Here is a 23374-nt window from a genome sequence, read left to right on the forward strand (position 1 = left end):
AGTATTATTCTACTAAAGCATTTTGTCAAACTCTTCGAGCTTAAAACGCACGGAGACAACGGAATGCTTTTTCTTACCTGGTTCATATTTAATGTAGGTGGTAGCCACCAGCGTGCCATCCGGCAGTAATTCCAAACCCGGATATCCACAATCCGGACCCGCAAAACTATGTAGTAACTTGACGCGGTATTGACCGGACAACCCATTTATGATATCCGAATAAGTGCCTACCCAAGCCACAAAATGGCCTTTTGTTGGACTGTTGGGAGCCATATCCCGGAAAACCGAAACAATTCGTCCATCCGGCATATAGCGCACCATATGCCGATCACCAGTCAGGCCCCAGGGTGCTTCCACCGGCTTCGACCACGTTGTACCTTCATCATTCGAAACCATCATCAGGGACCGGCCTTTCCGCTGGTTTTCACGCATGATACACAGGAGCTCTTTGCCGTTTGGTGAGCGAAATACGGCGGGTTCACACGGCGAACGACCTTCCATTTCTCCCACCATAACGGATTCTCCCCAGGTAACTCCGCCATCCTTTGAAATCGACTGCCAGATTTTTAAAGGTGAGCGGTCTTTGTCATCCGGCCCCCGGTGGTATAAGCCCAGGTAGTCGCCATTTTGCAACTTCACAATGCTTGAAAAAGCCATCACGCACGGTTTGCCCAGGCTTTTGATCGGTGTCCAGGTTTTTCCGCCATCCTCACTCCAGGTTTGTGACATGCCCGGACGGGCGGCAAACACCATCAGGCGAGACTTTCCGTTCTTGTCTTCCAGGTTATAAATACTGGGGCAGTTAAAAGCCGTGCTCCAATCGGCAGGCGTCGAAATCGCTTCCCATTTCAACCCGCCGTCCGTACTTTTTGCCAACGGGCCGCATTTTCCACCATGATCAAATGACCACACACAAAATAGGGTTTTGCCATCCGGCATCAAAACCGTGGTTGGATGGCCCTGATAGGTTTCTTCCGTCCCTCTGGCGATCACGATATGCCGGTTTTTCTCGCTCGACACATCGAGAATCGGCAAATTCGGCTGATACGTTTGTGCTTTAGCCGCTACGAAGAGACAGGCAGTAAGCGCAGCCATTACCACTCTTTTTTTCAACATTTTTGGGTCAGCTTGCATACTTTTAATCAGTGTATTTTTTTCGCTTCGGCCTGCCCGTCCATCAGCCAGGCCATGTTGAATTTTTTGAGCACGACGCGGTATTTCCAGGTTCCGCCCGAGTTCTGGTTCGTTTCGTAGAGGCAATAGATGGTTCCGTCGGGACCAACGGCCAGGTCCGAATAACCCGCCGATTCTGGTTCCAGCACTTTTTTGATTGACCAGCTTTGGCCCTCGTCGAAGCTGACTTTCGCCATCAGATTCTGTCGTTTACGGAAATTATTGGCCACATTCAGCATCGAAGGATCGGCCTGGCTGTCGGGGTTGACAAACAGCAGGGCGGTTTTGTGGGTGCGGTCGCCGGGAATCCGGATCAGGCTGGCCATGCAAACCGGGTCGAACAGTTCGTCGTCAAAAACCGGTTTGGTCCAGTTGGAAATGCCGTCGGGGCTGTAGGCCACCAGTCGCTGGTGCGGGGCCGATTCGCTGCGGATGTTGAGCATCACGCGCCCGTCCGTCAGCTCCACAGCCACATTTTCGCTCGGATTGACCATTTCGGGCGAGTTATTGACCACGATGGCCCCCCGCTTCCAGGTTTTGCCCGCATCGTCACTGTAAACCGTGGCCACGCACGACGGCCGGTGATCACCGCCCGGGATTTTCGGATTCGGTTCGCAGAGCCAGATCGGAATCACGATTCGCCCTTTGTTTTTGCCTTTTTCGAGCTGAATGGCGTGACCGGGGCCGGGCGCCAGCACTTTCCAGTTGTATTCGGGCCGGAATTGCTCAAAAGCGTAGGTGATGTCCTTCGGTTCCGTCCAGGTTTTGCCTTCGTCGGTGGATTTGATGTAATACGCATTGGCGTAATTCCGCTGGTAGAGCAGGTGAATGGTTTTGCCGTCGCGGTCGACAATCGGCGTAATGTTGCTGGTGGGCCGCTTGGCTTCGCGGGGCGCGATCACCACCGGTTCTTCCCAGGTTTTGCCACCATCGGCACTCCGGCGCATCAGCAGATCGATGTCGGCCCAGTCGCCGGCACCCGTGACGCGGGCTTCGCAGAACGCCAGCAAAGTTCCTTTTTTGGTACAAACCAAAGCCGGAATTCGGGTGGTTGCGTAGGTCGTGCCGGGATCAAAAACCGGTATTTGCTCCGGTGTCGATTGCGCAAATACTGAAAACGCGGTTAGCAGGCTGAGCAGGGGGTAAAGGAAGAAGTGTCTGTTTTTCATAAGTTTTGCGGTTTTTGGTGCCCGACGTACCCACGGACTTTAGTCCGTGTTTTTACCTTTCCTGACGAAATCTGTTAACTCATTAATGGAAATAAAACACGGACTAAAGTCCGTGGGTACGTCAGCGGTTCAGTATCCCTGCGTTTGTTTGATCTGATTATTGAGTGACAATACCCGCGTGGCAACCGGCCAGTAGAGCGGAACGGTTTTGCCTTTGAGATTCGGAACAACCTGATACACATCGATCGTGCCGCCTTTGTGGAAGCGCACCAGATCCCACCAGCGTTTGGATTCGTCGAAGAGTTCGCGGCCGCGTTCGTCGAGAATGGCTTTTTCGAGGGCGGTTTTTTCCGTAATCGTTACGTCGGGAATCCCGGCCCGTTTGCGGATTTTGTTCAGTTCCACCAGCGCATCCGCCGACCGACCGAGGGCGGCCAGGGCTTCGGCTTTCAACAGAATGATGTCGGCAAAACGGTAGACAATCAGGTCGTCGTCGGCCACGCGGTCGTCGGAATATTTGGTGCCCCGGAATTTATTGGGCCAGGTGTAAATCACTTTACCCCCCTGCAATTCATCGATGTACGTCGCCGGAATGCGTTTGTCCTGCGGATTGGCCGCAAACAGTGCCTTCACCGCCGGACTGGTGGCGTAACCCGCCTGAGCATAAAGAGGATCGTTGCTCAGTGGCAGATCAGCCGCGTTGTCGGCCTTGGCCGAATACGTATTCAGCGGCAGCGAAGCAAACGCGTACATGTTGGGTGTTTCGCTGCGGTTGAAATATAGTGAAAAAATGATCTCGTTATTCAGTCGAACGGTAATGTCGCGGAAATTGGCCAGCAGCGTGACGCCGGATTTTTCGACTTCGGCAATGGCCGCCAGAGCCGCCGTAAAATCCGGTTCGCCCCCGGCCAGCACCTTCGCCGACCACAGTTTGACATCGGCTTTGAGCGCATTCACCGCCGGTTTGGACAGGCGGTTTTTGCTGATAAACCCGGCTTCGGGAAAAAGCGAAATCGACTGATCAATATCCGCGTTAATTTGCTTGAACACGTCGGCCACCGGCGAACGGGCAATGAGCGGCACATTTTCGTCCACGATTGGCGTCAGCATCAGAGGCAGATCGCCCCAGATTTTGGCCATGTAAAAATACATGGCCGCCCGCAGTGCCAGCGCTTCGGCTTTGATGCGGTTTTTCGTCGCGGGCGTCGCAAAAGTGAATCCCTCGATCTGGCTCAGCAGCAGGTTAATGTGGCCGATGGTGCCGTAATACGACGTCCAGTCGCGGGCGTTTTCGGGCGTGAGCACCTGCGCCCAGTAGACCGATAGCCGGGAATTGACACCCGATACGAACGATTCGCTGCGGTCTTCGCCAAACGACAGATCGTTCATCTGCGTGCGGAAACTGCTGTAAACGCCATTCAGATAGGCCGCATAATCGTCTTCACTCTGCCAGAATACCTGATTGGTGATTTGCGAGCGGGGCGTTACTTCCAGAATTTCCTTACAGGAAGAGCCAATGCCCATCAACAGAGCCAGCAAGGGGATGGTTAAATTTATCTTTTTCATAAATGTCGGATAGTGGATGAACAATCAGAACCGGATGGTAGCACCGAGTGTGAACTGGCGGGGGCGTGGGAATGCGCCTTCATCGAACCCTTTGTACACTTCCGGATTCAGACCCTTGTAAGCCGTCAGATAGCCCAGGTTATACACGCCCGCATTCAACTGAATCGAACCGGCGGAAATTTTGCGGCTGATCAACTGCGGCACCTGATACGACAGCGACAGTTCGCGGAAGGCCAGAAAATCGCCTTTGGAATAGTAAATCGAGTTATCCACGCCGTAGGAGTCATCCAGTCCGACGCCGGTATACCCGGTCACAAAGCGAAGGTGGTTTTTATACCCCACATCGGCATCGCCCATGCTGAACCGCGGATACAATTTCCCCGCATCGCCCGAATTCATCCAGACATCGGGGCCGAGGGCTTCGGCCGGAGCACCTTCGTTAAAGGCCCGACCCTGGCCCATCGCCCGCGCCAGTGCCCCGTTGCTGATGACGTGCCCCATCGCGTAGTCCATCGTAAACCGAAGCGTTAAGCCTTTGAACGAGAAGGTATTCTGCATGCCGCCAATTTTGTCCGGCACGCGATATCCCATGAAAACGAGGTCTTTGTTGTCGATAATTTTATCCCCGTTCAGGTCGGCCCAGTTCACATCACCACCGTGCTTGGGCTTGTTCAGGTTCCCCGCCGTTACCTGCAGGTCGTTGGGTGCGCCTTTGGCGGCTTCGTCGGTGGCAAAGATGCCGTTCGACTGCCAAGCCCACAGCCCCAGCGGGCGCTCGCCTTCGGCATACCCGCCGACTTCCATCTCCTTGCCGGTCGCCGGATCGAAGACGAGTCCGCCGTTGATGCGGTTTTTCGCCCGGCCGTTGGTCGGCAGTTTCACCACCGTGGTTCGGTTGAAGGCAAAGGAAAAATTCGTGTTCCAGCTAAACTTCCCGATTTTCAAAACCGTCGCGTTCAGCTCAACTTCCAGCCCCCGGTTTCGCAACTGGCCGATGTTGTACTTGATGCTCGTGAATCCCGATTCGGCCGCCAGCGGCAGATTATCCAGGCGGTTTCGGGTCAGTTTATTATAGACGTCCACCAGCAGATTGAGCCGACCGTTGAACAGCCCGATGTCGACCCCGCCATCGACGGTTTCGGTGGTTTCCCACAACAGGTTCGGGTTGGCCAGATTGCTCCGCAAAATACCAGCACCAGTGGCGTAAGCCGTTGATCCATAGCCGCCATACGTATCGGTATAGCCCAGACTATTCAACCCCGCCTGCCCGTAACTGCCCCGGATTTTAAACTGATTGACGAACTTGACCTTCCAGAAATCTTCCCGGTGGAGATTCCAGCCCGCCGAAACCGACGGAAACAGGGCGTACTGGTTGTTGGGTGCGAAGTTGGAAAAACCGTCGTAACGCAGGGACGCACCCAGCAGGTATTTTCCGTCGAAATCGTAGTTGACCTGACCAAAATAGCTGGCGGTTTTGGATTCATTGAGCGAAGAACTCACACTCTGATTCGGCTGAACCGTGCCGTTGATAATCGTACTGATCGGATCGCCGGTGAAAGTGAACAGGTAGTCCGTCGCCGACCGTTGCCCCGCGCCGGTCAGGTTTAAATAGGTGTTTCGGGTGAAGTTGAAACCGGCCAAAACCGTCAGGTTGTGGCGCGTGGCGAAGGTGCGGTCGAACTGCAGAATATGGTCCGTCATGATCTGCCGGTTGTTGTTCAGCGCTTCACTTTTATCCCGCGGCCGGGCCTGCTGCGCGAAGAACTTTTCGAAGTACAGGTTCTGCGAATTATCAAAATAAATGGACGCCGAAGGCCGGTAGTGCAAGCCCGGAATGATTTCGTAATCCCCCGCCACGCGAATGGTGGTCTGGTCGGTATTTGCCTTCCGATCCTGGTAATACAGCTCGTGCAGGCGGTTCCGAACGGTCAGGTTTTCACCGAATTGCGGTTTTCCATCGTCGTTATACAGCCGGAGCAGGTCCGGAATCCGGGTCGAGCGGGTCAGCGTTGCCTGCGAGTTGTCGATGTATTTGTTGTCGTTCCAGAGGTAGGACATATTCAGGTCGAGCCTAAACTTCTCGCTTACTTTGTAACCCGCGTTCAGCAAGCCGCTGAGCCGTTTGTAACCGGTTCCGAGAAATACCCCGCCCTGATCGACGTAACCGAACGACAGATTATAGTTGGCCCGTTCGGTGCCACCATCCACACTCACGTTGTAGTTTTTGGTTTGGGCCGTATTCCACAGAACGTCCTGATAGTGTGTGTCTTTGAAAATAATCGTTTTGCCGGGATTGACCGGATCGTCGATGGTTTCCCAGCCGTTTTTCATCAGATTGTCCACGTAGGGTTGCCCTTCCACGGCCACCAGATTGTCCACGTACGCGGGCGTCCACTTGGCATAACCGTACTGCCCGGCGGCCGTGTAGGTCGGCACCGTTGCGGAATTCCCGGCTACATACAACCGCTGATTGATGTCGAAATTGTCGATGCCCCGCGCCCAGGTTTTCCGTGCCAGTACTAAATAGTCCCGGGCACTGAGGTAGTTGTATTTCCGCGCCTGCGTTTCAAAACCGTGCTGGTAGCGAAAGGTCACGTTGGCTTTGCCGGTCGATCCTTTCCCGGATTTGGTCTTGATCACGATAACGCCATTAGCGCCCCGCGCGCCGTAAACCGCCGTCGAAGCGGCATCTTTCAGCACCTGTAGCGACTCGATATCGTCGGGATTGACGTCGTTGAACCGCCGGAAAACACCGTCCACAATGACCAGCGGGCCGCTATCCTCCCGGTTTTGCACTTCTTTGCCAGCGCTGTTCGGGCTTCCCGTTCCGTAGGGATTCAGGGTGGTTCCACCCCGGATCACGATGCTGGCACTGGCGCCCGGTTGCCCCGACAAAACCGGTACCGAAACCCCCGCCATCTTGCCTTGCAGCGCCTGAACGGGGCTGGTCGATGGAATGTTGCGCAGTTCTTTGGAGTCTAGTTTGGTGACTGAAGCCGTTGTTTTCGCGCGGGATTGTTCAGCGTACCCCACCACCACAACTTCGTTGAGCGATTTGGAATCGGTGAGGAGCTTGATGTCCAGCTGCGATCGGTCGCCAACGGCGAGTTCCTGGCTGATGTAACCGATGAAGGAGATCACCAGCGTGCTGTTGCGGTCCGGCACCGGAAGGCTGTACTGGCCATTGACATCCGTAGTGGTTCCTTTGTTGGTGCCTTTCAGCAGGATGCTGACGCCGGGCAGCGCTTCACCCGCATCCGACGTGACTTTGCCCTGAACGGTCTGCGAAGTTTGGCTAAACACGCTCGGGCTGGCCACCACAAGGAACAGGAACCAGAAGGTAAAGACACCTACCCGGTTTTTGTGTAGTCCTGTAATCATTTAGGGTTCTGGATTTAGAGGGAATGTAAATATGTAGTACATAATTACTTGTTTCTTTTCCTCCTGTCAAGCATTTGCGTGAATTTTTTTATACTCTATGGTTGAATAATTACATTACGAATAGAAATAAAAAAAGATGCCCTCATCAGGCATCCGGATATATACTTCATACTATACTAAAACCCTACAGTTTTTAGGTGTGGAGTTTTGTATTATTCGGTGAAATAGTTTTTTGACGAAATCAGAGAAACAGGAAATGCGGATCGAGGTGTTTCTTCATGGCTTCCCGAAAACTGGTGGGATCGCCATGGCGGAGGATTGCCAGCAAACCCGCGTGGGAGACGGCACCAACGGCGGTTTGGCCATCGGGACCGGCTTCGTTTTCGATGATGTACTGAAACATCGGAACCAGCAGTTTCTGAAACCGCCCAAGCGTTTCGTTGCCCGTCATGCGGTAGAGCGTGCCGTGAAACCGAATGTCGCACTCGACCCGTTCGACGTGTGAAGTAGCCTTCAATTCATCTTCCACAATTTGCTGGAGAATCTGCAAATCCGTTTCTTTACGGCGCATAAAGAGCAAATCACCCATGCCGATTTCCAGGACCAGCCGGAGTTCGAAAAGCTGTTTCATGACGTCTTTTCCCAGTAATTGCGGGTCCAGCAACCGTTCCAGACCGCTCAGCACGTCGGGCTCGGCCAGAATCATGCCCCGGCGCTTCCTGGTTTCAATCATGCCCAGCATGCGCAGCCGACTCAGGGCTTCCCGCACGACGTTCCGGCTCACCTGAAGGGCTTCAGCCAGTTCGACTTCTTTGGGCAATGCGTCGCCGGGCGAAAAACCTTTATCCCGAAAATAGGTTCGTAATTTCTCCTCAACAACATCCGCCATTGTGGTCGACAGAATTGGCTCTATCTCAGGAAACGCATTCGATACGGTCATGTAAGCTTACGGATAAAAAACGCTGATTGGATTCTTAGCAAAGATACTTGATAAATAGATAAGTAGTACATATCTGAATCGGCTGTTTGGTCCGGCAATGAACTAATCGGCAGCTTTGAAAGTAATACAAGCATCATTCCAGTTCTGAAAGTAGGAAAACCGCTTTCAGAAGACATTTAAACGCAATTAAAAATGGAGTTAGGTATTAGCAGTTTCGGTGAAGTTTTGCCGGATGGCGTCGCCGGAAAAGCCGTCAACGCGCACGTACGCATGCAGCAGTTGCTGGCCGAAATCAAGCTGGCCGACGAAGTTGGGCTGGACGTTTTTGCGCTGGGCGAACACCACCGCCCGGATTTTATGGTGTCGGCCCCGGAGGTGATTCTGGCGGCTGCGGCTGCCATCACTAAAAAGATCCGCTTGTCGAGTTCGGTGACTGTGCTGAGTTCCGCCGATCCGGTTCGGGTGTTTCAGAATTTTGCTTCGCTGGACCTGATTTCCAGCGGCCGCGCCGAAATCATGGCCGGGCGCGGTTCGTTCATCGAATCGTTTCCGCTGTTTGGTTACAACCTGAAAGATTACGATGAGCTGTTTACCGAAAAGCTGGATTTACTCGTTGCCATCAACAAAAGCGAGCGCGTAACCTGGCAGGGGAAATTTCGGGCGGCTATCCATGATCTGGGCGTTTATCCGCGTCCGTACCAATCGGAACTCCCGATCTGGCTCGCCGTCGGTGGGACCCCCGCATCGGCGGTTCGGGCCGGAACGATGAATCTGCCGATGACGCTGGCGATGCTGGGCGGTTCACCCGACCGGTTTGTGCCGTTTGTGAATCTGTTCCGGCAGTCGGCCCAGAAAGCCGGGCACGATGTTTCGAAACTACCGCTGGCGATCAATTCGCATTTTTACATCGCCGATAATGCCCAGCAGGCTTCGGATGAGCTCTTTCCGTCGTACGAACAGATGATGAACCGCATCGGCCGCGAACGCGGTTGGTCGCCCATTGGCCGCGAGCATTTTGAGTACATGCGCCAATCCGGGCCGCTGCTGGTGGGCAGTCCGCAGCAGGCCATCGACAAGATTTTACATTTTCACGAACTGTTCAACAATACCCGGTATCTGGCCCAATTGATTGGCAGTCATCAGCTTCCGCACGCTAAAGTGCTGCACGCCATTGAGTTGTTTGGAACCAAGGTGGCGCCGGTGGTTCGGAAGGAATTAGCATCGAAGAAATAAGGAATCTTTACCCATGGACCTCCGTTGTCGCTCGCGACACGCAGCGACAACGGAAAAGTTAAAAACCGGGTCGGTATTGGACCGAACGCTCCGCATTCCGGCCCGATCTTCGACCGTGAATTCAACCAGAAAGCCATTTTTCAGTGGCTGGGGCTGTATTTGAAGGGAGGTTGGTGACGGTCGGGACGGTTAAAACACTTCGCCCAGGTTAAAATAAATCCCCCGCGAACCGTGTGTGCCGAGGCTGTAGTCGAGGGCCAGGTTCGTGCGCGACAGCTTGTTCATCCGAAACCGCAGACCCAAACCGGTAGCCGGAGCCATGCGACCGAACTGGAGCTTATGTTCGGTCGAAGCGGTGCCCGGATTCGTATTGCTGACGGTTTGCGAATTGGCAAAAACGACCCCGCCCAACAACCGGTTGGCCGTGATGCCAAACCGAAATTCCGTTTCGGCATACAACAAATCCTTCCCCCGGTAACGGCCCTGAATATACCCGCGTCCCATGTTGCCGTAGGTATCCCAGGCCGTGGCCGGTAGATCCAGAAAAGGCGGATTTCCGTTGATTGTCAATGCGTTGTATGACCAGAAAGCCAGAACGTTTTCCGGTTTATGATTGGATACGGATACGTACTTTCGCAGATCGAGCAGCAGCGACTGATAATGCGTATCGCTGCCGAGCCAGGTGACGTTATCCCGAAAAAGGACGCTGATGTATTCACCCCCGAGCGGGCTAATTGAGTTGGGGCGGTTGTCGTACAGCAGGTTGAGGATCGGGCCGGACGAAACCGAGCGGCCCGAAATGCCGTTTGTATACCCCGAAATACTGACCTGTTCGTGTCCGGCGTCCCAGGACCGAATGTTCCAGTGCAAGTCGAGTTGCAGCCCCAGCCCACCGTATAAATTTGGAGCCAGGCGCCGAAGCAGCGTCGCGTGTGCCCGCAGGTAGTTGTAATCCATGTCGATCACGTGGTCGGTGCTGGTATTCATGCCTAAACCGTAGGAAGCCTGCGGGTAGTGCATCACCCGAAGATCGGAGGTGAGATTCCAGGTGTTGTGCGGAAACCAGTAATTCAGGGTGCTGGTCAGCAACTGCTGGTTGTTGGCCGTATAGATGACCGACGAAACCAGGGTCGACACATTGGCCGATGCCCGTCGGATGGCGATATTTCCCAGCACCTGCGCCTGAAAACTGGTTTGGATCGTGTAACCGATTTGCGGAATAATCCAGACCAGCGGCCGCCCGGCCTGCAATTTTGTCGTGTCGCGTTCTTTCAAAAAACGGCCTGGAAAAACCGCCCGCACCAGATCCAGTATGTCGCGCTCGGGAACCGCGGGCCGATCGGTCGATGCAGTAGCATCGGTTTGGGTGGAGCCGGTCCCGGCGGTTTGGGCAATGGATTGGCTCAGGCCGCCGGATAACCCCAGCGGTATCACCATAAGAACGTATTTAGCCAATTTCCAAAAGTACATTTCGGACAGACGCGAACGAACTGGTTTATACCGTAAATACGAAAACCGAGCGGTTTTCGTATCGAAACGTGTGAATGAATCAGGTAAAATCACGACCGGTTTTGTAGACAACCCATCAGCTACAAAACCGGTCGTGATTTACGTTAGTTTCTTATCGACGGCCACCGCCGTGAAAACCACCTCCCCGAAAACCGCCACTGGTAAATCCGTGGTTGCTGAATCCGCCCCATCCCTGGGCGTGGTACACATTGGCGTTCGGATGGCTGAAGGTACTTACCCGCGCCCCGGCCTGATTCTGGATTCCGGCCGGGCGGCTGAATGCCCCGGGCGAGGTCAGGAAGTTGAGCCGACCGCTCGCATTGGGGTTGTAGTGACGCTGAGCCACCCGCATAAAACCGCTGTTGACCGACCCCAGCACCCGGTTTTGGGCGACGTTATGCTGGTAATAACTGCCGAACTGGCGGTAGAGGTGCGGGTAGCTGCGGTAGTAGCCGCGGTTGAAAAACCAGTTTGAAAACCCGTAGGTCGGGAAACCGTACAAGCCGTACGTACCCAGGCCGAAGCCAAACCCGAAACCGGCCCAATACGCCCCCGGATACCACAGCGGAGAACCGTACCAGCCCGGATACCCGAACCAGTAGGAATACGGATTGGCGAAATAATTATAACTGTAGGTCGTCGTGGGCGTGTTGTCGGCGGGCACGGGCGGAATGATGTAGCCGTTGCTTTTGGCGTAATCCTGAGCCGCCTGATTCAGTTCCTGCCCGGCCTGCGGATTGTCCGCGAGTTCCTGCTGGAATGCCGACACTTCGTACTGATCCTGAACGGACAGGCTGTCGTGCAAAGCGGTCAGTTGCTGCACCAGCGCCGGGCCTTCGGCCCGGTATTGATCGCCCAGCTGCCGGGTCAGATCGAGTTGATCGGTCAGCAAGGTCATCACATCGGGCAGGCTGATCAACTGGCGAAAGGCATCCTGCACCGGCGCATCGAGCGGCTGAATGACCTGCTCAAACGTTTGCCCGGCCTGTTGATTGAGCTGATCGGCCTGCACCAGATCCGCATGGTGGTTGTGGTACAGCTTCCAGGCTGCGGTTTTCAATTCGTCCGTAGCACTTTTGGGTAACAGGTTTTCCACCGCTGCGGTACTCAGATTCGTTGGTTCGCTGGCCAGCGTGTGCAGCACGTCGGGGTACCGGGTCAGTTCGTAAAACCAGCCTTGTTTGGTCTGGTTAAAACCGCCGACCAGATTTTGAAACGCCTGTTGCGTCTGGGTGCGGTTTTGCTGAAGCTGACTCAGGATTTCGGGATATTGACTGGCCGACAAAATTGCCTGACGAACCGTCGCGCTATACGGGGCAATCGATGCGGCAACGGATTGATCGCGACCGGTTTGGGCAAAAACCGCCGGTTGGAATACACTAAACAGAAGGCTAAATACGAGCAAAGCCCGTGACAACGGACCGCGCAACAGCCCGCTTTTTAGTGACGACACGACCGGATCGACTGCATGAGGGGCGGTGGTGGGGAAATTCAGATTCGTTTTCATGGCATGAAGGAATTAAAACCGGGTACGGAAACGGGCATCCTGAACCCGCCATTCCGCCGGTGTTATGTGGCCAAATGGCGGGTTGAACACAAATTCACTTAGACTCTGATTTTTTTGACTTTGCGCAAAACCGTTCCGTTGTTGTCGAAAAACACCTTTTCCCGCGCCCGGCCCTTCGCCAATTCAACGCGGTAATAGTTGGAGGTCGATTTACCGTACTGGATTCGTTCCTGATCGCCCACGATTTTCCAGTTCGCAAACTGATTGCTGATGGTTTTGGTAACGGCATCCGGCAGAAGCGCCTGTTTAACGATTTCCTTGAAACTGAGTAGTTTGCCATCTTTGTTGTAAACGGCGGTGTAGTTCAGGGTTGGGCTGTTGGCGGCCACCCGGTAATACAGAATATCGACGTTTTCGTCCGTGTTTTTGTGTTCACTGACCGCCCATTCGTGGCCATAGAGCGCGTGCGGCAGAAAGGCCACATCCGTAACAATCGAGTTGGGGAAATCGGCTTTGACTGCATCCATCACTTGCTGCGGTTCTTCGCCTTTCTTGACGTGGGTGATGGTGACGGATTGATCTTCCAGGGGGCTTTGTGCCTGAGTGGCTCCAAGTGACAAGCCGGTGAGTAGCAGGGCAATACTTAACGTTTTCATGGTTGTTCAAGAATTAAATGGGTGACGATTGGTTGACTGAAACAAAGGTCGGCGCAGGCGATTCCCCGCAGCCTGCCCGTCGGCAGGGGTTTTTACTGATTGTGGTCAGGGTTTGCGGGCAGAGGTATTTTTCCGCCGGTTGGGTGGTAAAGCGGGTTTGTGAATTTAGCGGGGGCGGATGGGAAGGCGGAGGATGAAGGTGGCTCCGGCGTTGGGGCGGCCTTCGTAGTGGAGGCTGGCGCCGAGTTGGTCGGCGTATTCTTTGGCGATGGACAACCCCAAACCGGATGACGATTCGCCCGCCGTGGGCCGGGGGCTCAACACCGTAAACCGCCCGAAAAGCCGGGTTTGTTCGTCGGCGGGAATACCGGGACCTTCGTCGGCAACGTCGATTTGGAGCGCGTGCGCGTCCGAATGCACCGTCAGCCGCACCGTTTTGCCGCCGGGCGAAAACTTGATGGCGTTGGAAATCAGGTTTTCCACAATTTCGGTGAGGTAGGCCGGGTCGGTAAACGCGCGCCCTTCGGACTGTTCGCTCAAAAGCCGCAGGCGGATGGCCTTGCGCTCGGCCAGGTACGTAAACCGGTTGAGGAGTTCGGCCAGCAGGGGCAACACATCCACGTCGGCGAACTGGGGCGCATTGGCATTGCGCTCGATGCGGTTGACGTCCAGCGTTTGTTGGATCAGTTCGCCCATGTGCCGAGCGGTTTCGTCCATTTCTTCCACCCACTGAGCCTGGCGGGTTGTCAGCGTTTCAGCAGTTTTGCGGAACTTGGCCGCCAGCATGCGGAGGTTGGTAATGGGGTTTTGCAGGTCGTGCGCAACGACCCCGATGAAGCGGTTTTTGGTTTGATTGAGCGCAAAAAGCTGTTCGTTAAGAGAATTCAACTCTTCGTTTTTCTGGAAAATCTGGTCTTCCAGCGCCTGTTGCACGGTCAGATCGAGCACCACCGTGCGGGTCATCAGAAACCGGCCGTCTTCGTCGTAAATGGCCGTATCGTTGAGCAGAATCGGGAAATGGCTACCGTCCTGCCGTTCGAGCGTAAACCGAAGGTCTTTCACCACCCCGGTTTTCTTGAACAGTTCAAATTGTTCCGTAAAAAAAGCCCGCTGGTCAGGAGCGAGCAGTTCGGAAAAGAAACGGCGGCCAATCACTTCCTCGCGCGAATACCCCAGCCACCGGAGTTCGGTTTCGTTGATGAGCAAAAACCGGCCGTCGGCGTCCAGCGAATGATACCCAACCGGCGCATAATGGTACAAATCCTGCAGCACAACTGGTTCGAGTTGCTGGAACAGATCGGCAGTAACCGGCGGGGGCGAAGACGGTTTCATGGTTGACAAACTACGGCATTACAAGGTAACTTACAACGCTCATACGCCAAAATCAACGCGGCCGTGGCAGCTGGTGGACCGAGCGGTACTTTTAATGATGCGAAATAGAAAATAGTACTGACCACCGTCAGTAATTCGCCCGCCAATCCTGCCTATTTTTGCGTATGCCAAATTCGCTACGCCATGTTAACCGATGCTACCCTCGGCCGTCTGTTCACCCTGTTTACCAACGATTCCGACTCGTTTTTCGGGATTTTTGACCGGGCCACACTGCAGCCGCTGCGGATCAATCCGGCGGGTCTGGCCCTGCTCGATCTTAATTCGCTGGCGGATTATCAAACTTTTTATCCCAGCGGTTTTTTGAAAGACGGTTTTTGGCTGGATCAACTTTCGGACCGCTTCGAATCGCTCTGGCGGGAGGGAAGCTGGCGGGGGCGGGTCGAGTGGCGACGGCATACGACGGGCGAGGTGTTCTGGGTCTGGACGCGAATGATGATCGACGAAGCTGACGACCCAGGTTACCTCCTGATTCTGGCAACTTTACTGGATCAGGAGTACGCGTTGAGCCACCGGAAATCGGAGTTTATCTCGGCGATTTCGCACGAGTTTCGGACGCCCCTGGCCATCATGCAAACGGCGGTGGCCCTGCTGCCCCGGCTTGGTAATTTACAAAAACAGCAAGAACAGAGTCTGGTCATTCAGGCTCAGATTCAGCACCTGACCGAACTGCTCGATACCTTGTTACAACAAGCCTTGCACGGGGAAAAACTGAGTGCCCGCGAGGTTCACGAAACCGCCAATGGCTTAAAAAATACGAACGGATGACCGCCCGAAAACTATTGCTGATCGAAGACGAACCCCAACTGCGGCTCAATACCGCCGATCTGCTCGAACTCTCGGGCTATCAGGTGCAAACCGCTGGGTCGGGCAAGGAAGGCGTACAACTGGCGCTGACCGACAAACCGGATCTGGTGTTGTGCGACGTGATGATGCCCGGCATGGACGGCTACGGCGTGCTGCAGATTTTCAGTCATCACCCGGATCTGATGAACATTCCGTTTATTTTTCTGACCGCCAAAGCCGAGCGCGCCGACCTCCGGAAAGGCATGGAACTCGGCGCCGATGATTATTTGACTAAACCGTTTGGCGAAGCGGAACTGATCGGCGCCATCGAAACCCGGCTGCGGCTGGCCGATCAACGGCGGTCATTGGTCAACACTTCTCATACGCTGGGCGATTTTCTGAATGATGTTCAGCACCGCGACGGGCTGGCTTCGCTGGCGGCCAACCGCGTCACGCATCCGATCAAGCGCCGGAAAGTCATTTATGCCGAAGGCGACGATCCGACGAAGATTTATTTTGTTCAAAGTGGCAAGGTCCGCACGCAACGCGAAAACGCCGAGGGCAAGGAACTGGTCACGGGATTGTACGGCCCCGGTGATTTTTTCGGGTATACCGCGCTGCTCGAAAACCGGTCGTACGAAGACACCGCGCTGGCCCTGGAAGATTCGATGCTGTGTTACATTCCCAAAGACGATTTTCTGAATCTGCTGTTTTGCCACGCCGATGTGGCACGGTCATTCATCAAACTCCTCGCCAACACCATTGCCGATCAGGAGCGGCAACTGCTCGGATTGGCTTATAATTCACTGCGGAAACGCGTCGCCAGCGGTTTGCTGAAGTACGTCCGGCGGTTTCAGGCCGAATCCGGCACCGCCCTGACGGTTTCGCTCACCCGCGAAGAACTGGGCATGCTCTCCGGCACCGCCACCGAATCGTTGATCCGCACACTGGGGGATTTTCGGGAGGAGGGTGTCATTGACTTACGCGACGGCAAAATCGTCGTGGCCGATCCGGCCAGACTCGAACGGCTGAAATGGTGAGGAGGGAAGATGCGCTGACTAGTGAAACCGTTTTCATTCGTCCTATTTCCTATTCATTGTTTTTTTCTGAACCGGGTGATGACTGGCTAAAACCGGTATTAACCAGGGTATGAATAAGTCCTGTAGCCGGCCATAAAAACCGGGTACGTATAACCGTTCAGTAAGTGGTGGAAGGCAACCCTCGGTTCCTTGAAAAACCGGTCGTATCTTTCGCTTCCCTTTCAGAGGATAACAGCACAAAGGACACACTTCCCCCAGAAAAAAGAATCACCGAAATCCGTGATTTTAGGTCACTGAATTCCGTGATTTTTCCAGATACGCGTCTGTAGATAGACAGAAATGGTTCAAACCGTTTAGTGAATGCCATGAATTTTTTACGAAGAGGAATGCTGCTTCTGGGCTGGCTGAGTATCAGTATCGCGCTGCAGGCCCAAAGTTACGAAACGCCACCGTTCAACTTCGACCGGGGCATGGACCGGGCCTATGTCGACAGTTTGCTGCGGTTGGCCCGGACCCGTTTGGCCCGAATTGCTACGCTGCCGGTGAAACCCACGACCGATACGGCCCGGATGGAATACATGCACTTTATGGCTTCCGTGCATTACAACGGGATGGTGCATCGCGACAGTGCGCTGCTGGTGGCGAATCAACTCATCCGGCTGGCGGAACGAAAAAAGAACGTCAAATACCAGATCAAAGGACTGCTGCTGAGCGAACGTTATTACCGGGATTTCAAAACCGATTACCCGCAGTCCATTAAACTGAACTACCAGTTGTTGGCGCTGATCGATACATCGCCCGATTTGTACGGGATGTATTTGTGGCGGATTTACCGGAATCTCGGTAAGATCAGCACCATCGTAGGGGAGTATGGCGAGGCCGTTTCGTATCTGCAGAAAAGTATTACCTGGTTTGGAAAAGACAGGAAAATTGAGCCGATTCACCTGGCCAGCCTGCACCAGTACCTGGCTGAAGCCTACAAAGGACAAAACGACTTGCAGAAGGCCGAAGCGCAGTATATGCTGGCCTGGGATATTCTGGACCGGAACAACGCAGCAATCTCGAACAAGGCCTTTCTGACCAACGACATCGGGGTTTTGTTTAACAGCCAGCAGAAGTTTGCCCAGGCGATTCCGTATCTGAAACAATCGGTGGCGTATTGGGAACAACTCAAATCGCCCCTGCCGCAGGCCGACGCGCTGGCTGATCTGGCGGAGTCGTACCTTGGTCTGGGCCGAAATGCCGAAGCCATTGCCAGCGCCAAAGAAGCATTAGCCAAAAATCAGAAATATTACGCGCCCATGCTGACGGCGTATGCCGTGTTGATCCGGGCTTACGAACACCAGCAGGACTGGAAAAATGCCTTTGCTTATCAACGGCTCTACAACGCTAAAAGAGAGGAGCATCAGAAATCCATCAACCAAACCGAAAGCCTGCGAATCAAGGCAAAATTTGACCGCGAACGGCTGGAAACCGCTTACCGACAGGAACAGTTGCTCCAGAATCAACGCTACCAGACCCTGGCCAAGCAGGCGGAAATCGACCGACTCAGCAATAAATACAAGACGGAAGAAATCCTGCGGACCAATCTGAAACACCAACTCGAAACCCAGCAGCTTAGAAACGCATCGGCCCAGAAACAGGCCCGGCAGCAGGCCACCATCAAGCAACTCCACATCGAACAGCTGCGGCTGGGGTTGTCGGCGCAAAAAGGGTTGCGGGATCAGTTGTTTATCGGGATTGCCATCATCAGTTTGCTGGGACTGCTGCTGCTGTATTACAGTTTACGGCTCCAGCGCACGAATAGCGCGTTGCGGACCAAAAACCGGGAGATCGAAATGGCGCTGATCAAAGGGCAGACAATTGAACGCAAACGCGTTGCGACCGAACTGCACGACCGGGTGAGCAGTTTGCTCGGCGCGACCAAAATGACGTTCCAGACGATGGATGCAAATATTTTGTCTCCGCGCAACAAGAAACTCTACGAAAACAGCCTGAATCTGCTCGACGATGCCGCCACGCAGGTCCGTCAGCTATCGCGCAATCTCGTTCCGGATCAGTTGTTGCAGCAGGATCTGGTGGTGTCACTCAAAAGTCTGGTCGCTAAATTGAATCTGACGGGAAAAACCGTGTTTTCGATTACCTACGAACCCGAAGACAATTTTCCGCTCACGCAGGAAGCGAAGTTCAATCTGTACGTTATTTGCCTGGAACTTTGCACCAACATTTTGCGCCACGCCCACGCCCGGCGCGCCCACATCAATCTGGTTCGGCTCGGCGACGCCCTGGCGGTGGAGCTGAACGACGACGGCGTGGGCCTGACCCAGTCGGCAAGCATGGGAATGGGGCTGCACAACATTCGGGAGCGGGCCGAAACGATTGGTGCGCGGTTTTGGATGGAGTCGGGCAACGGGAGCGGCACGCAAGCCCACATTACGCTACCGCTGACGTATTCGGGCGATTTGGCCGATGCCTGAACAATTAATCCGCCAGCCATGCTAAAAATCGACGAAGTCGGCATTTATCAGCCCACTGCTTTAGCTGTGGGTTAGGGAAAAAACAGCTGATGACGAGGAACCGTTTTAACGGTTTTCTGGACGTAGAAACCGTTAAAACGGTTATTCCCAATCGGTTTCTTTTCGTTTTACCCACAGCTAAAGCAGTGGGCTGATAAATGGTATAATCTTAATTCGGTCCTCACCTTATGCAAAAACCGGTCAGCAGGTTGGCGAAACCTGCTGACCGGTTTTTCTATTTTCGATACTACCAACTCTGGAAAAATTAACTATTTTTTACTATTTATTTCTTTTGTTTTCTTTTTATCGAATATTGCCTACTTTTGGTCAGTATTTATTTTGATTTATTTGGTATTATTTCCAGATAAGCCACCAGCTAGTCCGCTTTATATGCGTTCTGTCCAAAAGCAAGGCGGTTTTCAGCTTTCGTTTGTTTTGGTATTTATTCTGAAAAGTAAAAATAATAAGAAGTTTTACGGAAAATGCTAGCCAATCGGCGCCGGGATAAAATACTGGAATTGCTCAAGGAAGACGGTTCGGCCAAAGTGATCGATCTGGCAAAACTCTTTAAGGTAACCGAAGTAACGATTCGTCAGGATCTGGAAAAGCTGGAAAAAGACGGGCTGGTGACCAAAGAACACGGGGGCGCTTTTCTGAAAAACGTGGAAAATCAGGTGCGCACGTTTTCGCTGGGGAACCAGGAAAACATCGACAAAAAAGAACGGATTGCGGCCAAATGCCTGGAATACATCGAAAGTGGCGACACCATTATTCTGGATTCGGGTTCGACCACGACCGAAATAGCCCGGAAATTAATCGGTATTAAAAACCTGACTGTCATCACCAACGCCCTGAATATCGCCCTGATTCTGGGCGCCGAACCGGGCATCGAGGTGATCATGACCGGTGGCGAATTCAAACCGCCGACGCTCTCACTCACCGGCCAGAAAGCCGCCGACTTTTTCAAGGGGCTGAATGTGCAAAAGCTGTTTCTGGCCACCGCCGGTATTTCGCTGAAATCCGGGCTGACCTACCCAAGCATCAGCGACCTGGTCGTCAAAAAAGCCATGATCGATGCCGCCGACACGACCTATCTGGTGGCCGATTCGACCAAAATCGGGAAGAGCGCGTTCGCTAGCCTGGGTGCTTTGTCGCTGATCGATTACATCATCACCGATGCCGGAATCGAAGAAAAAGATAAACAGGTTTTTCACGACAACGAAATTGAATTACTCATTGCCAGTTGACTCACTATGACCAGAAAAGAAAGCGCGCCCATCAGTCTGGGTGTCATTATTGGAAACCGTGACTTTTTTCCGGACCGGCTGGTGGCGGAATCACGGGTCGAAATCATCGATATTCTGAAAAAACACAATATTAATCCGATTCTGTTAGGCACGGAAGATACCAAGCTGGGCGGAGTGGAAACATTTCAGGACGCGCGAAAATGTGCGGATCTGTTCCGGAACCACCGCGATGAAATCAGTGGCATTCTGGTGGTTCTGCCCAATTTTGGCGATGAACGTGGCGTGGCCGAAACGCTGAAACTGGCCGGTCTGGAAGTGCCGGTTTTGATCCAGGCGTACCCCGATGACCTGAACAAACTGGACGTCGCCCGCCGACGCGATTCGTGGTGTGGCAAGATTTCGGTCAGCAATAACCTCTACCAGTTTGGCATCAAATACTCGCTGACGACGAAGCACGTGGTGCATCCGACCGACGCCAGCTTTACGCAGGATCTGCTGAATTTCATCGGCGTCTGCCGGGTGGTGCGCGGTTTGCGGAAGGTTCGAATTGGCGCGGTGGGCGCGCGGCCGGGCGGTTTTAATACGGTTCGGTACAGCGAAAAAATTCTGCAGCGCAACGGGATCTCGGTGGTCACCATCGACTTATCCGAAATTCTGGGCAATGCTGACAAACTGACCAAAGACGACGCCAGCGTGAAAGCCCGGCTGGAAGCCATCAAAGCGTATACGCCGACGGGCCGCACGCCGGACGATAAGCTGGTGCAGATTGCCAAACTCGATGTGGTGTTGAACGACTTCGTGGAACAAAATTCGCTCGATGCCACCGCCATTCAGTGCTGGACCTCAATTCAGCAGAATTACGGCTGCAACGTCTGTACGAGCATGAGCATGATGAGCGAAAACATGCTGCCGAGCGCGTGCGAGGTCGATGTAACCGGTACGCTGAGCATGTACGCCATGCAACTGGCCTCGGGCTCCCCGAGTGCACTGGTCGACTGGAACAACAATTACGCCGACGACGAAAACAAGTGCGTGCTGTTTCACTGTGGCAACTGGGCGAAGTCGTTTTTGCCGGACATCGAAATCAGCACCGCGCCCATTCTGGGCACCACCGTCGGGGAGGAAAACACGTACGGAGCGTTGTCGGGCCGAACCCCGGCGTCTCCGCTGACGTACGGACGCATCAGCACCGACGATTCCAAAGGCATTATCAAAGCGTACGTCGGCGAAGGCCGCTTGACCGACGATGCGTTGAATACGTTCGGAAACCGGGCGGTGGCCGACATCCCGAATTTGCAGGGCCTGATGCAATATGTTTGCCGCAACGGGTTTGAACACCACGTCGTAATGAACGCTTCGAAAACCGCCGGGATTCTGAAAGAAGCGCTCGGAAATTACATGGGCTGGGAAGTCTACGAACATTAAAAGTTATGACTGATAAGGAGTTAGCATTGAAGTCGGTCGAGTATCGCAGGAAAATTCTGAAGTACATTGTCGAGGCCAAAGCCGGGCATACGGGCGGCAGTCTGTCGTGCGTAGACATTCTGAATGTGCTGTATAACCACGTGATGAATGTCAGCCCGGAGAACTTCAGATCGCCGGTACGCGACCGGTATATTCAGAGCAAAGGCCATACGGTGGAGGCTCTGTACGTGGTGCTGGCCGACCAGGGTTTTTTCCCGGAATCGGATTTGCTGACGCTCTGTAAATACGGTTCGCACTACATCGGTCACCCGACGAAAAAGGTCAACGGCATTGAACAGAATACCGGATCGCTCGGACATGGGATGTCGCTCAGCGTTGGAACCGCACTGGCCGCCAAGCTGGATGGGCTGGCGTACCGAGTCTTTACACTGCTGGGCGACGGCGAACTGCCCGAAGGCTCGAACTGGGAAGGAGCGTTATTGGCGTCTCATTATCAACTGGATAACCTGTGCGCCATTGTCGATAAAAATGGGTTGCAGATTTCAGGGCCAACTACCGACGTGTGCAACACCGATCCGCTCGACCGCAAATTTGAAGCATTCGGCTGGGAAGTCCGGCACGTGGACGGGCACGATTTCGGTGCGTTAAAAGAGGCCTTTGCGGCTTTGCCGTTTGCGCCCGGAAAACCGAGCCTGATCATTGCCCACACCGTCAAAGGTCGGGGTATCAGCTACATGGAAAATCAATTAAAGTGGCACCACGGCGTTCCAAATGCCGAGCAGTATGCCCAGGCTTTGGAAGAGTTGGAGGAGGCTACGGCAGTCCTCCGCTGAAAAACGAAAGGTGACACAATTATGGCAGAAATGACGCAAAACGAACGCGCTACGTACAAAGCGAATCTCGACGTTTTTTCCGGGACACTTCAGGACCTGGCCAGTACCGACCGCACGATTCTGGTGGTGACCAGCGACTCGCGGGGCTCCGGGAAACTGGTGCCTTTCGGTCAGAAATACCCCGCTCAAATCGTTGAAATTGGGATTGCCGAACAAAATCTGGTGGGCGTCGCGGCCGGTCTGGCGTCGACGGGCAAGAAAGTTTTTGCGGTTTCGCCCGCCTGTTTTCTAACAGCCCGTTCGTTCGAACAGATCAAAACCGATGTGGCGTATTCGGATAATCCGGTGAAACTCATCGGCATCAGTGCGGGGGTGAGCTACGGCGCGCTGGGTTCGACGCACCACAGTCTGCACGATTTTGCGGCTTTGCGGGCGGTGCATAACCTGATCGTGGTGGCACCCGCCGATAATTTTGAAGCCGAACACGCCATCCGGCTGGCGGCTGAAACCGATCATCCAATCTACATCCGGTTTGGCAAAAAAGCGATGCCTTACCTGACCGAAGATCCCAGCCGCCGGTTTGAATTTGGCAAAGGAAGCGTCGTTCGGGAAGGCGGTGATCTGGCCATCATTGGCACGGGCGAAACGGTTTATCCGGCGGTTCTGGCGGCTAATCGGCTGGAAAACGTCTACGGAATCCGGGCGACGGTGGTCAGTATGCACACCATCAAACCGCTGGATTACGAACTGCTGGCGAAACTGGCCGAAACCGGTGCGCCCATCATCACGGCGGAGGAACACAGTATTTATGGCGGTTTGGGCGAAGCCTGCGCGTCGTTCCTGTTGCAGAACGGTTTTCGTAACCCGTTCAAAATCATGGGGATTCCGGATGAATACACCGTCACCGGTTCGCAAATCGAAATCCTTAATCACTACGGTTTGTCGGAAGAAGGAATTGCCGAAACCGGGTTGAAACTGGTACAGAAACAGGCTTAAAAATGAAA

The 23374-nt window shown here is 54.0% G+C and carries 18 protein-coding genes; 9 read left to right on the top strand and 9 right to left on the bottom strand.

Features of this window, described 5'->3' with window-relative positions; all coding sequences use genetic code 11:
- Positions 1–12: 12 nt before the first annotated feature.
- From EHT25_RS15155 to EHT25_RS15175, 5 genes are all read right to left on the bottom strand, one after another.
- Entirely contained in the window at positions 13–1095 is a 1083-nt protein-coding gene (locus tag EHT25_RS15155) for a sialidase family protein (protein ID WP_124875876.1), read from the bottom strand.
- A gap of 47 nt (positions 1096–1142) precedes the next feature.
- The gene (locus tag EHT25_RS15160; protein WP_124875878.1) at positions 1143–2342 is read right to left on the bottom strand and encodes a sialidase family protein; all 1200 of its coding nucleotides are present in this window, start codon (positions 2340–2342) and stop codon (positions 1143–1145) included.
- 129 nt (positions 2343–2471) lie between these two features.
- Positions 2472–3908 carry a RagB/SusD family nutrient uptake outer membrane protein gene (locus tag EHT25_RS15165; protein ID WP_124875880.1) on the bottom strand — a complete coding sequence of 479 codons (1437 nt, stop codon included), beginning with the start codon at positions 3906–3908 and terminating at the stop codon, positions 2472–2474.
- 24 nt (positions 3909–3932) lie between these two features.
- Positions 3933–7289 carry a SusC/RagA family TonB-linked outer membrane protein gene (locus EHT25_RS15170; protein ID WP_124875882.1) on the bottom strand — a complete coding sequence of 1119 codons (3357 nt, stop codon included), beginning with the start codon at positions 7287–7289 and terminating at the stop codon, positions 3933–3935.
- A gap of 241 nt (positions 7290–7530) precedes the next feature.
- Positions 7531–8178, bottom strand: coding sequence for a FadR/GntR family transcriptional regulator (locus EHT25_RS15175; protein ID WP_221622280.1), 648 nt, complete (start codon positions 8176–8178; stop codon positions 7531–7533).
- A gap of 243 nt (positions 8179–8421) precedes the next feature.
- Between EHT25_RS15175 and EHT25_RS15180 the strand changes: the two genes are divergently transcribed.
- Together EHT25_RS15180 and EHT25_RS32690 are read left to right on the top strand one after the other, a co-directional pair.
- Positions 8422–9462 carry an Atu2307/SP_0267 family LLM class monooxygenase gene (locus EHT25_RS15180; RefSeq protein WP_124875886.1) on the top strand — a complete coding sequence of 347 codons (1041 nt, stop codon included), beginning with the start codon at positions 8422–8424 and terminating at the stop codon, positions 9460–9462.
- Between the two features lie 24 nt (positions 9463–9486).
- The gene (locus tag EHT25_RS32690; RefSeq protein ID WP_185731373.1) at positions 9487–9639 is read left to right on the top strand and encodes a hypothetical protein; all 153 of its coding nucleotides are present in this window, start codon (positions 9487–9489) and stop codon (positions 9637–9639) included.
- Positions 9640–9651: 12 nt separating this feature from the next.
- On the opposite strand, the gene EHT25_RS15185 is transcribed toward EHT25_RS32690, so the two are convergent.
- From EHT25_RS15185 to EHT25_RS15200, 4 genes are all read right to left on the bottom strand, one after another.
- Positions 9652–10899 (bottom strand): BamA/TamA family outer membrane protein, encoded by a 1248-nt coding sequence (locus EHT25_RS15185; protein ID WP_185731374.1) that lies wholly within the window; start codon positions 10897–10899, stop codon positions 9652–9654.
- A 184-nt stretch (positions 10900–11083) separates the two neighbouring features.
- Positions 11084–12478 (bottom strand): hypothetical protein, encoded by a 1395-nt coding sequence (locus EHT25_RS15190; protein WP_124875890.1) that lies wholly within the window; start codon positions 12476–12478, stop codon positions 11084–11086.
- Between the two features lie 98 nt (positions 12479–12576).
- Positions 12577–13134 (bottom strand): hypothetical protein, encoded by a 558-nt coding sequence (locus tag EHT25_RS15195; RefSeq protein ID WP_124875892.1) that lies wholly within the window; start codon positions 13132–13134, stop codon positions 12577–12579.
- 165 nt (positions 13135–13299) lie between these two features.
- Positions 13300–14466, bottom strand: a complete 1167-nt coding sequence (locus EHT25_RS15200; protein ID WP_124875894.1) for a PAS domain-containing sensor histidine kinase — start codon at positions 14464–14466, stop codon at positions 13300–13302.
- Between the two features lie 183 nt (positions 14467–14649).
- Between EHT25_RS15200 and EHT25_RS15205 the strand changes: the two genes are divergently transcribed.
- From EHT25_RS15205 to EHT25_RS15235, 7 genes are all read left to right on the top strand, one after another.
- Complete coding sequence (locus EHT25_RS15205) at positions 14650–15291, top strand: ATP-binding protein (protein ID WP_124875896.1); 642 nt, start codon at positions 14650–14652, stop codon at positions 15289–15291.
- Positions 15288–16349, top strand: a complete 1062-nt coding sequence (locus EHT25_RS15210; protein WP_124875898.1) for a response regulator — start codon at positions 15288–15290, stop codon at positions 16347–16349. The genes EHT25_RS15205 and EHT25_RS15210 overlap by 4 nt, the downstream gene beginning before the upstream one ends.
- Positions 16350–16714: 365 nt before the next feature.
- Positions 16715–18826, top strand: coding sequence for a tetratricopeptide repeat-containing sensor histidine kinase (locus EHT25_RS15215; protein WP_124875900.1), 2112 nt, complete (start codon positions 16715–16717; stop codon positions 18824–18826).
- Positions 18827–19347: 521 nt separating this feature from the next.
- Positions 19348–20112 carry a DeoR/GlpR family DNA-binding transcription regulator gene (locus EHT25_RS15220; RefSeq protein ID WP_124875902.1) on the top strand — a complete coding sequence of 255 codons (765 nt, stop codon included), beginning with the start codon at positions 19348–19350 and terminating at the stop codon, positions 20110–20112.
- Positions 20113–20118: 6 nt separating this feature from the next.
- Positions 20119–21537 (top strand): L-fucose/L-arabinose isomerase family protein, encoded by a 1419-nt coding sequence (locus tag EHT25_RS15225; RefSeq protein ID WP_124875904.1) that lies wholly within the window; start codon positions 20119–20121, stop codon positions 21535–21537.
- 5 nt (positions 21538–21542) lie between these two features.
- Entirely contained in the window at positions 21543–22370 is an 828-nt protein-coding gene (locus EHT25_RS15230) for a transketolase (RefSeq protein WP_124875906.1), read from the top strand.
- A gap of 21 nt (positions 22371–22391) precedes the next feature.
- A complete protein-coding gene (locus tag EHT25_RS15235) occupies positions 22392–23366 on the top strand; it encodes a transketolase family protein (RefSeq protein WP_124875908.1) in 975 nt (324 codons plus the stop codon).
- Positions 23367–23374: the final 8 nt, after the last annotated feature.

Source organism: Larkinella rosea, from assembly GCF_003858635.1.
Classification (GTDB): domain Bacteria; phylum Bacteroidota; class Bacteroidia; order Cytophagales; family Spirosomataceae; genus Larkinella; species Larkinella rosea.

Bases quoted from the DNA above. Each gene is read 5' to 3' on its own strand.
- EHT25_RS15155 (WP_124875876.1), bottom strand. From the start codon at position 1,095: ATGGCTGCGCTTACTGCCTGTCTCTTCGTAGCGGCTAAAGCACAAACG.
- EHT25_RS15160 (WP_124875878.1), bottom strand. From the start codon at position 2,342: ATGAAAAACAGACACTTCTTCCTTTACCCCCTGCTCAGCCTGCTAACC.
- EHT25_RS15165 (WP_124875880.1), bottom strand. From the start codon at position 3,908: ATGAAAAAGATAAATTTAACCATCCCCTTGCTGGCTCTGTTGATGGGC.
- EHT25_RS15170 (WP_124875882.1), bottom strand. From the start codon at position 7,289: ATGATTACAGGACTACACAAAAACCGGGTAGGTGTCTTTACCTTCTGG.
- EHT25_RS15175 (WP_221622280.1), bottom strand. From the start codon at position 8,178: ATGGCGGATGTTGTTGAGGAGAAATTACGAACCTATTTTCGGGATAAA.
- EHT25_RS15180 (WP_124875886.1), top strand. From the start codon at position 8,422: ATGGAGTTAGGTATTAGCAGTTTCGGTGAAGTTTTGCCGGATGGCGTC.
- EHT25_RS15185 (WP_185731374.1), bottom strand. From the start codon at position 10,899: ATGGTGATACCGCTGGGGTTATCCGGCGGCCTGAGCCAATCCATTGCC.
- EHT25_RS15190 (WP_124875890.1), bottom strand. From the start codon at position 12,478: ATGAAAACGAATCTGAATTTCCCCACCACCGCCCCTCATGCAGTCGAT.
- EHT25_RS15195 (WP_124875892.1), bottom strand. From the start codon at position 13,134: ATGAAAACGTTAAGTATTGCCCTGCTACTCACCGGCTTGTCACTTGGA.
- EHT25_RS15200 (WP_124875894.1), bottom strand. From the start codon at position 14,466: ATGAAACCGTCTTCGCCCCCGCCGGTTACTGCCGATCTGTTCCAGCAA.
- EHT25_RS15205 (WP_124875896.1), top strand. From the start codon at position 14,650: ATGTTAACCGATGCTACCCTCGGCCGTCTGTTCACCCTGTTTACCAAC.
- EHT25_RS15210 (WP_124875898.1), top strand. From the start codon at position 15,288: ATGACCGCCCGAAAACTATTGCTGATCGAAGACGAACCCCAACTGCGG.
- EHT25_RS15215 (WP_124875900.1), top strand. From the start codon at position 16,715: ATGAATTTTTTACGAAGAGGAATGCTGCTTCTGGGCTGGCTGAGTATC.
- EHT25_RS15220 (WP_124875902.1), top strand. From the start codon at position 19,348: ATGCTAGCCAATCGGCGCCGGGATAAAATACTGGAATTGCTCAAGGAA.
- EHT25_RS15225 (WP_124875904.1), top strand. From the start codon at position 20,119: ATGACCAGAAAAGAAAGCGCGCCCATCAGTCTGGGTGTCATTATTGGA.
- EHT25_RS15230 (WP_124875906.1), top strand. From the start codon at position 21,543: ATGACTGATAAGGAGTTAGCATTGAAGTCGGTCGAGTATCGCAGGAAA.
- EHT25_RS15235 (WP_124875908.1), top strand. From the start codon at position 22,392: ATGGCAGAAATGACGCAAAACGAACGCGCTACGTACAAAGCGAATCTC.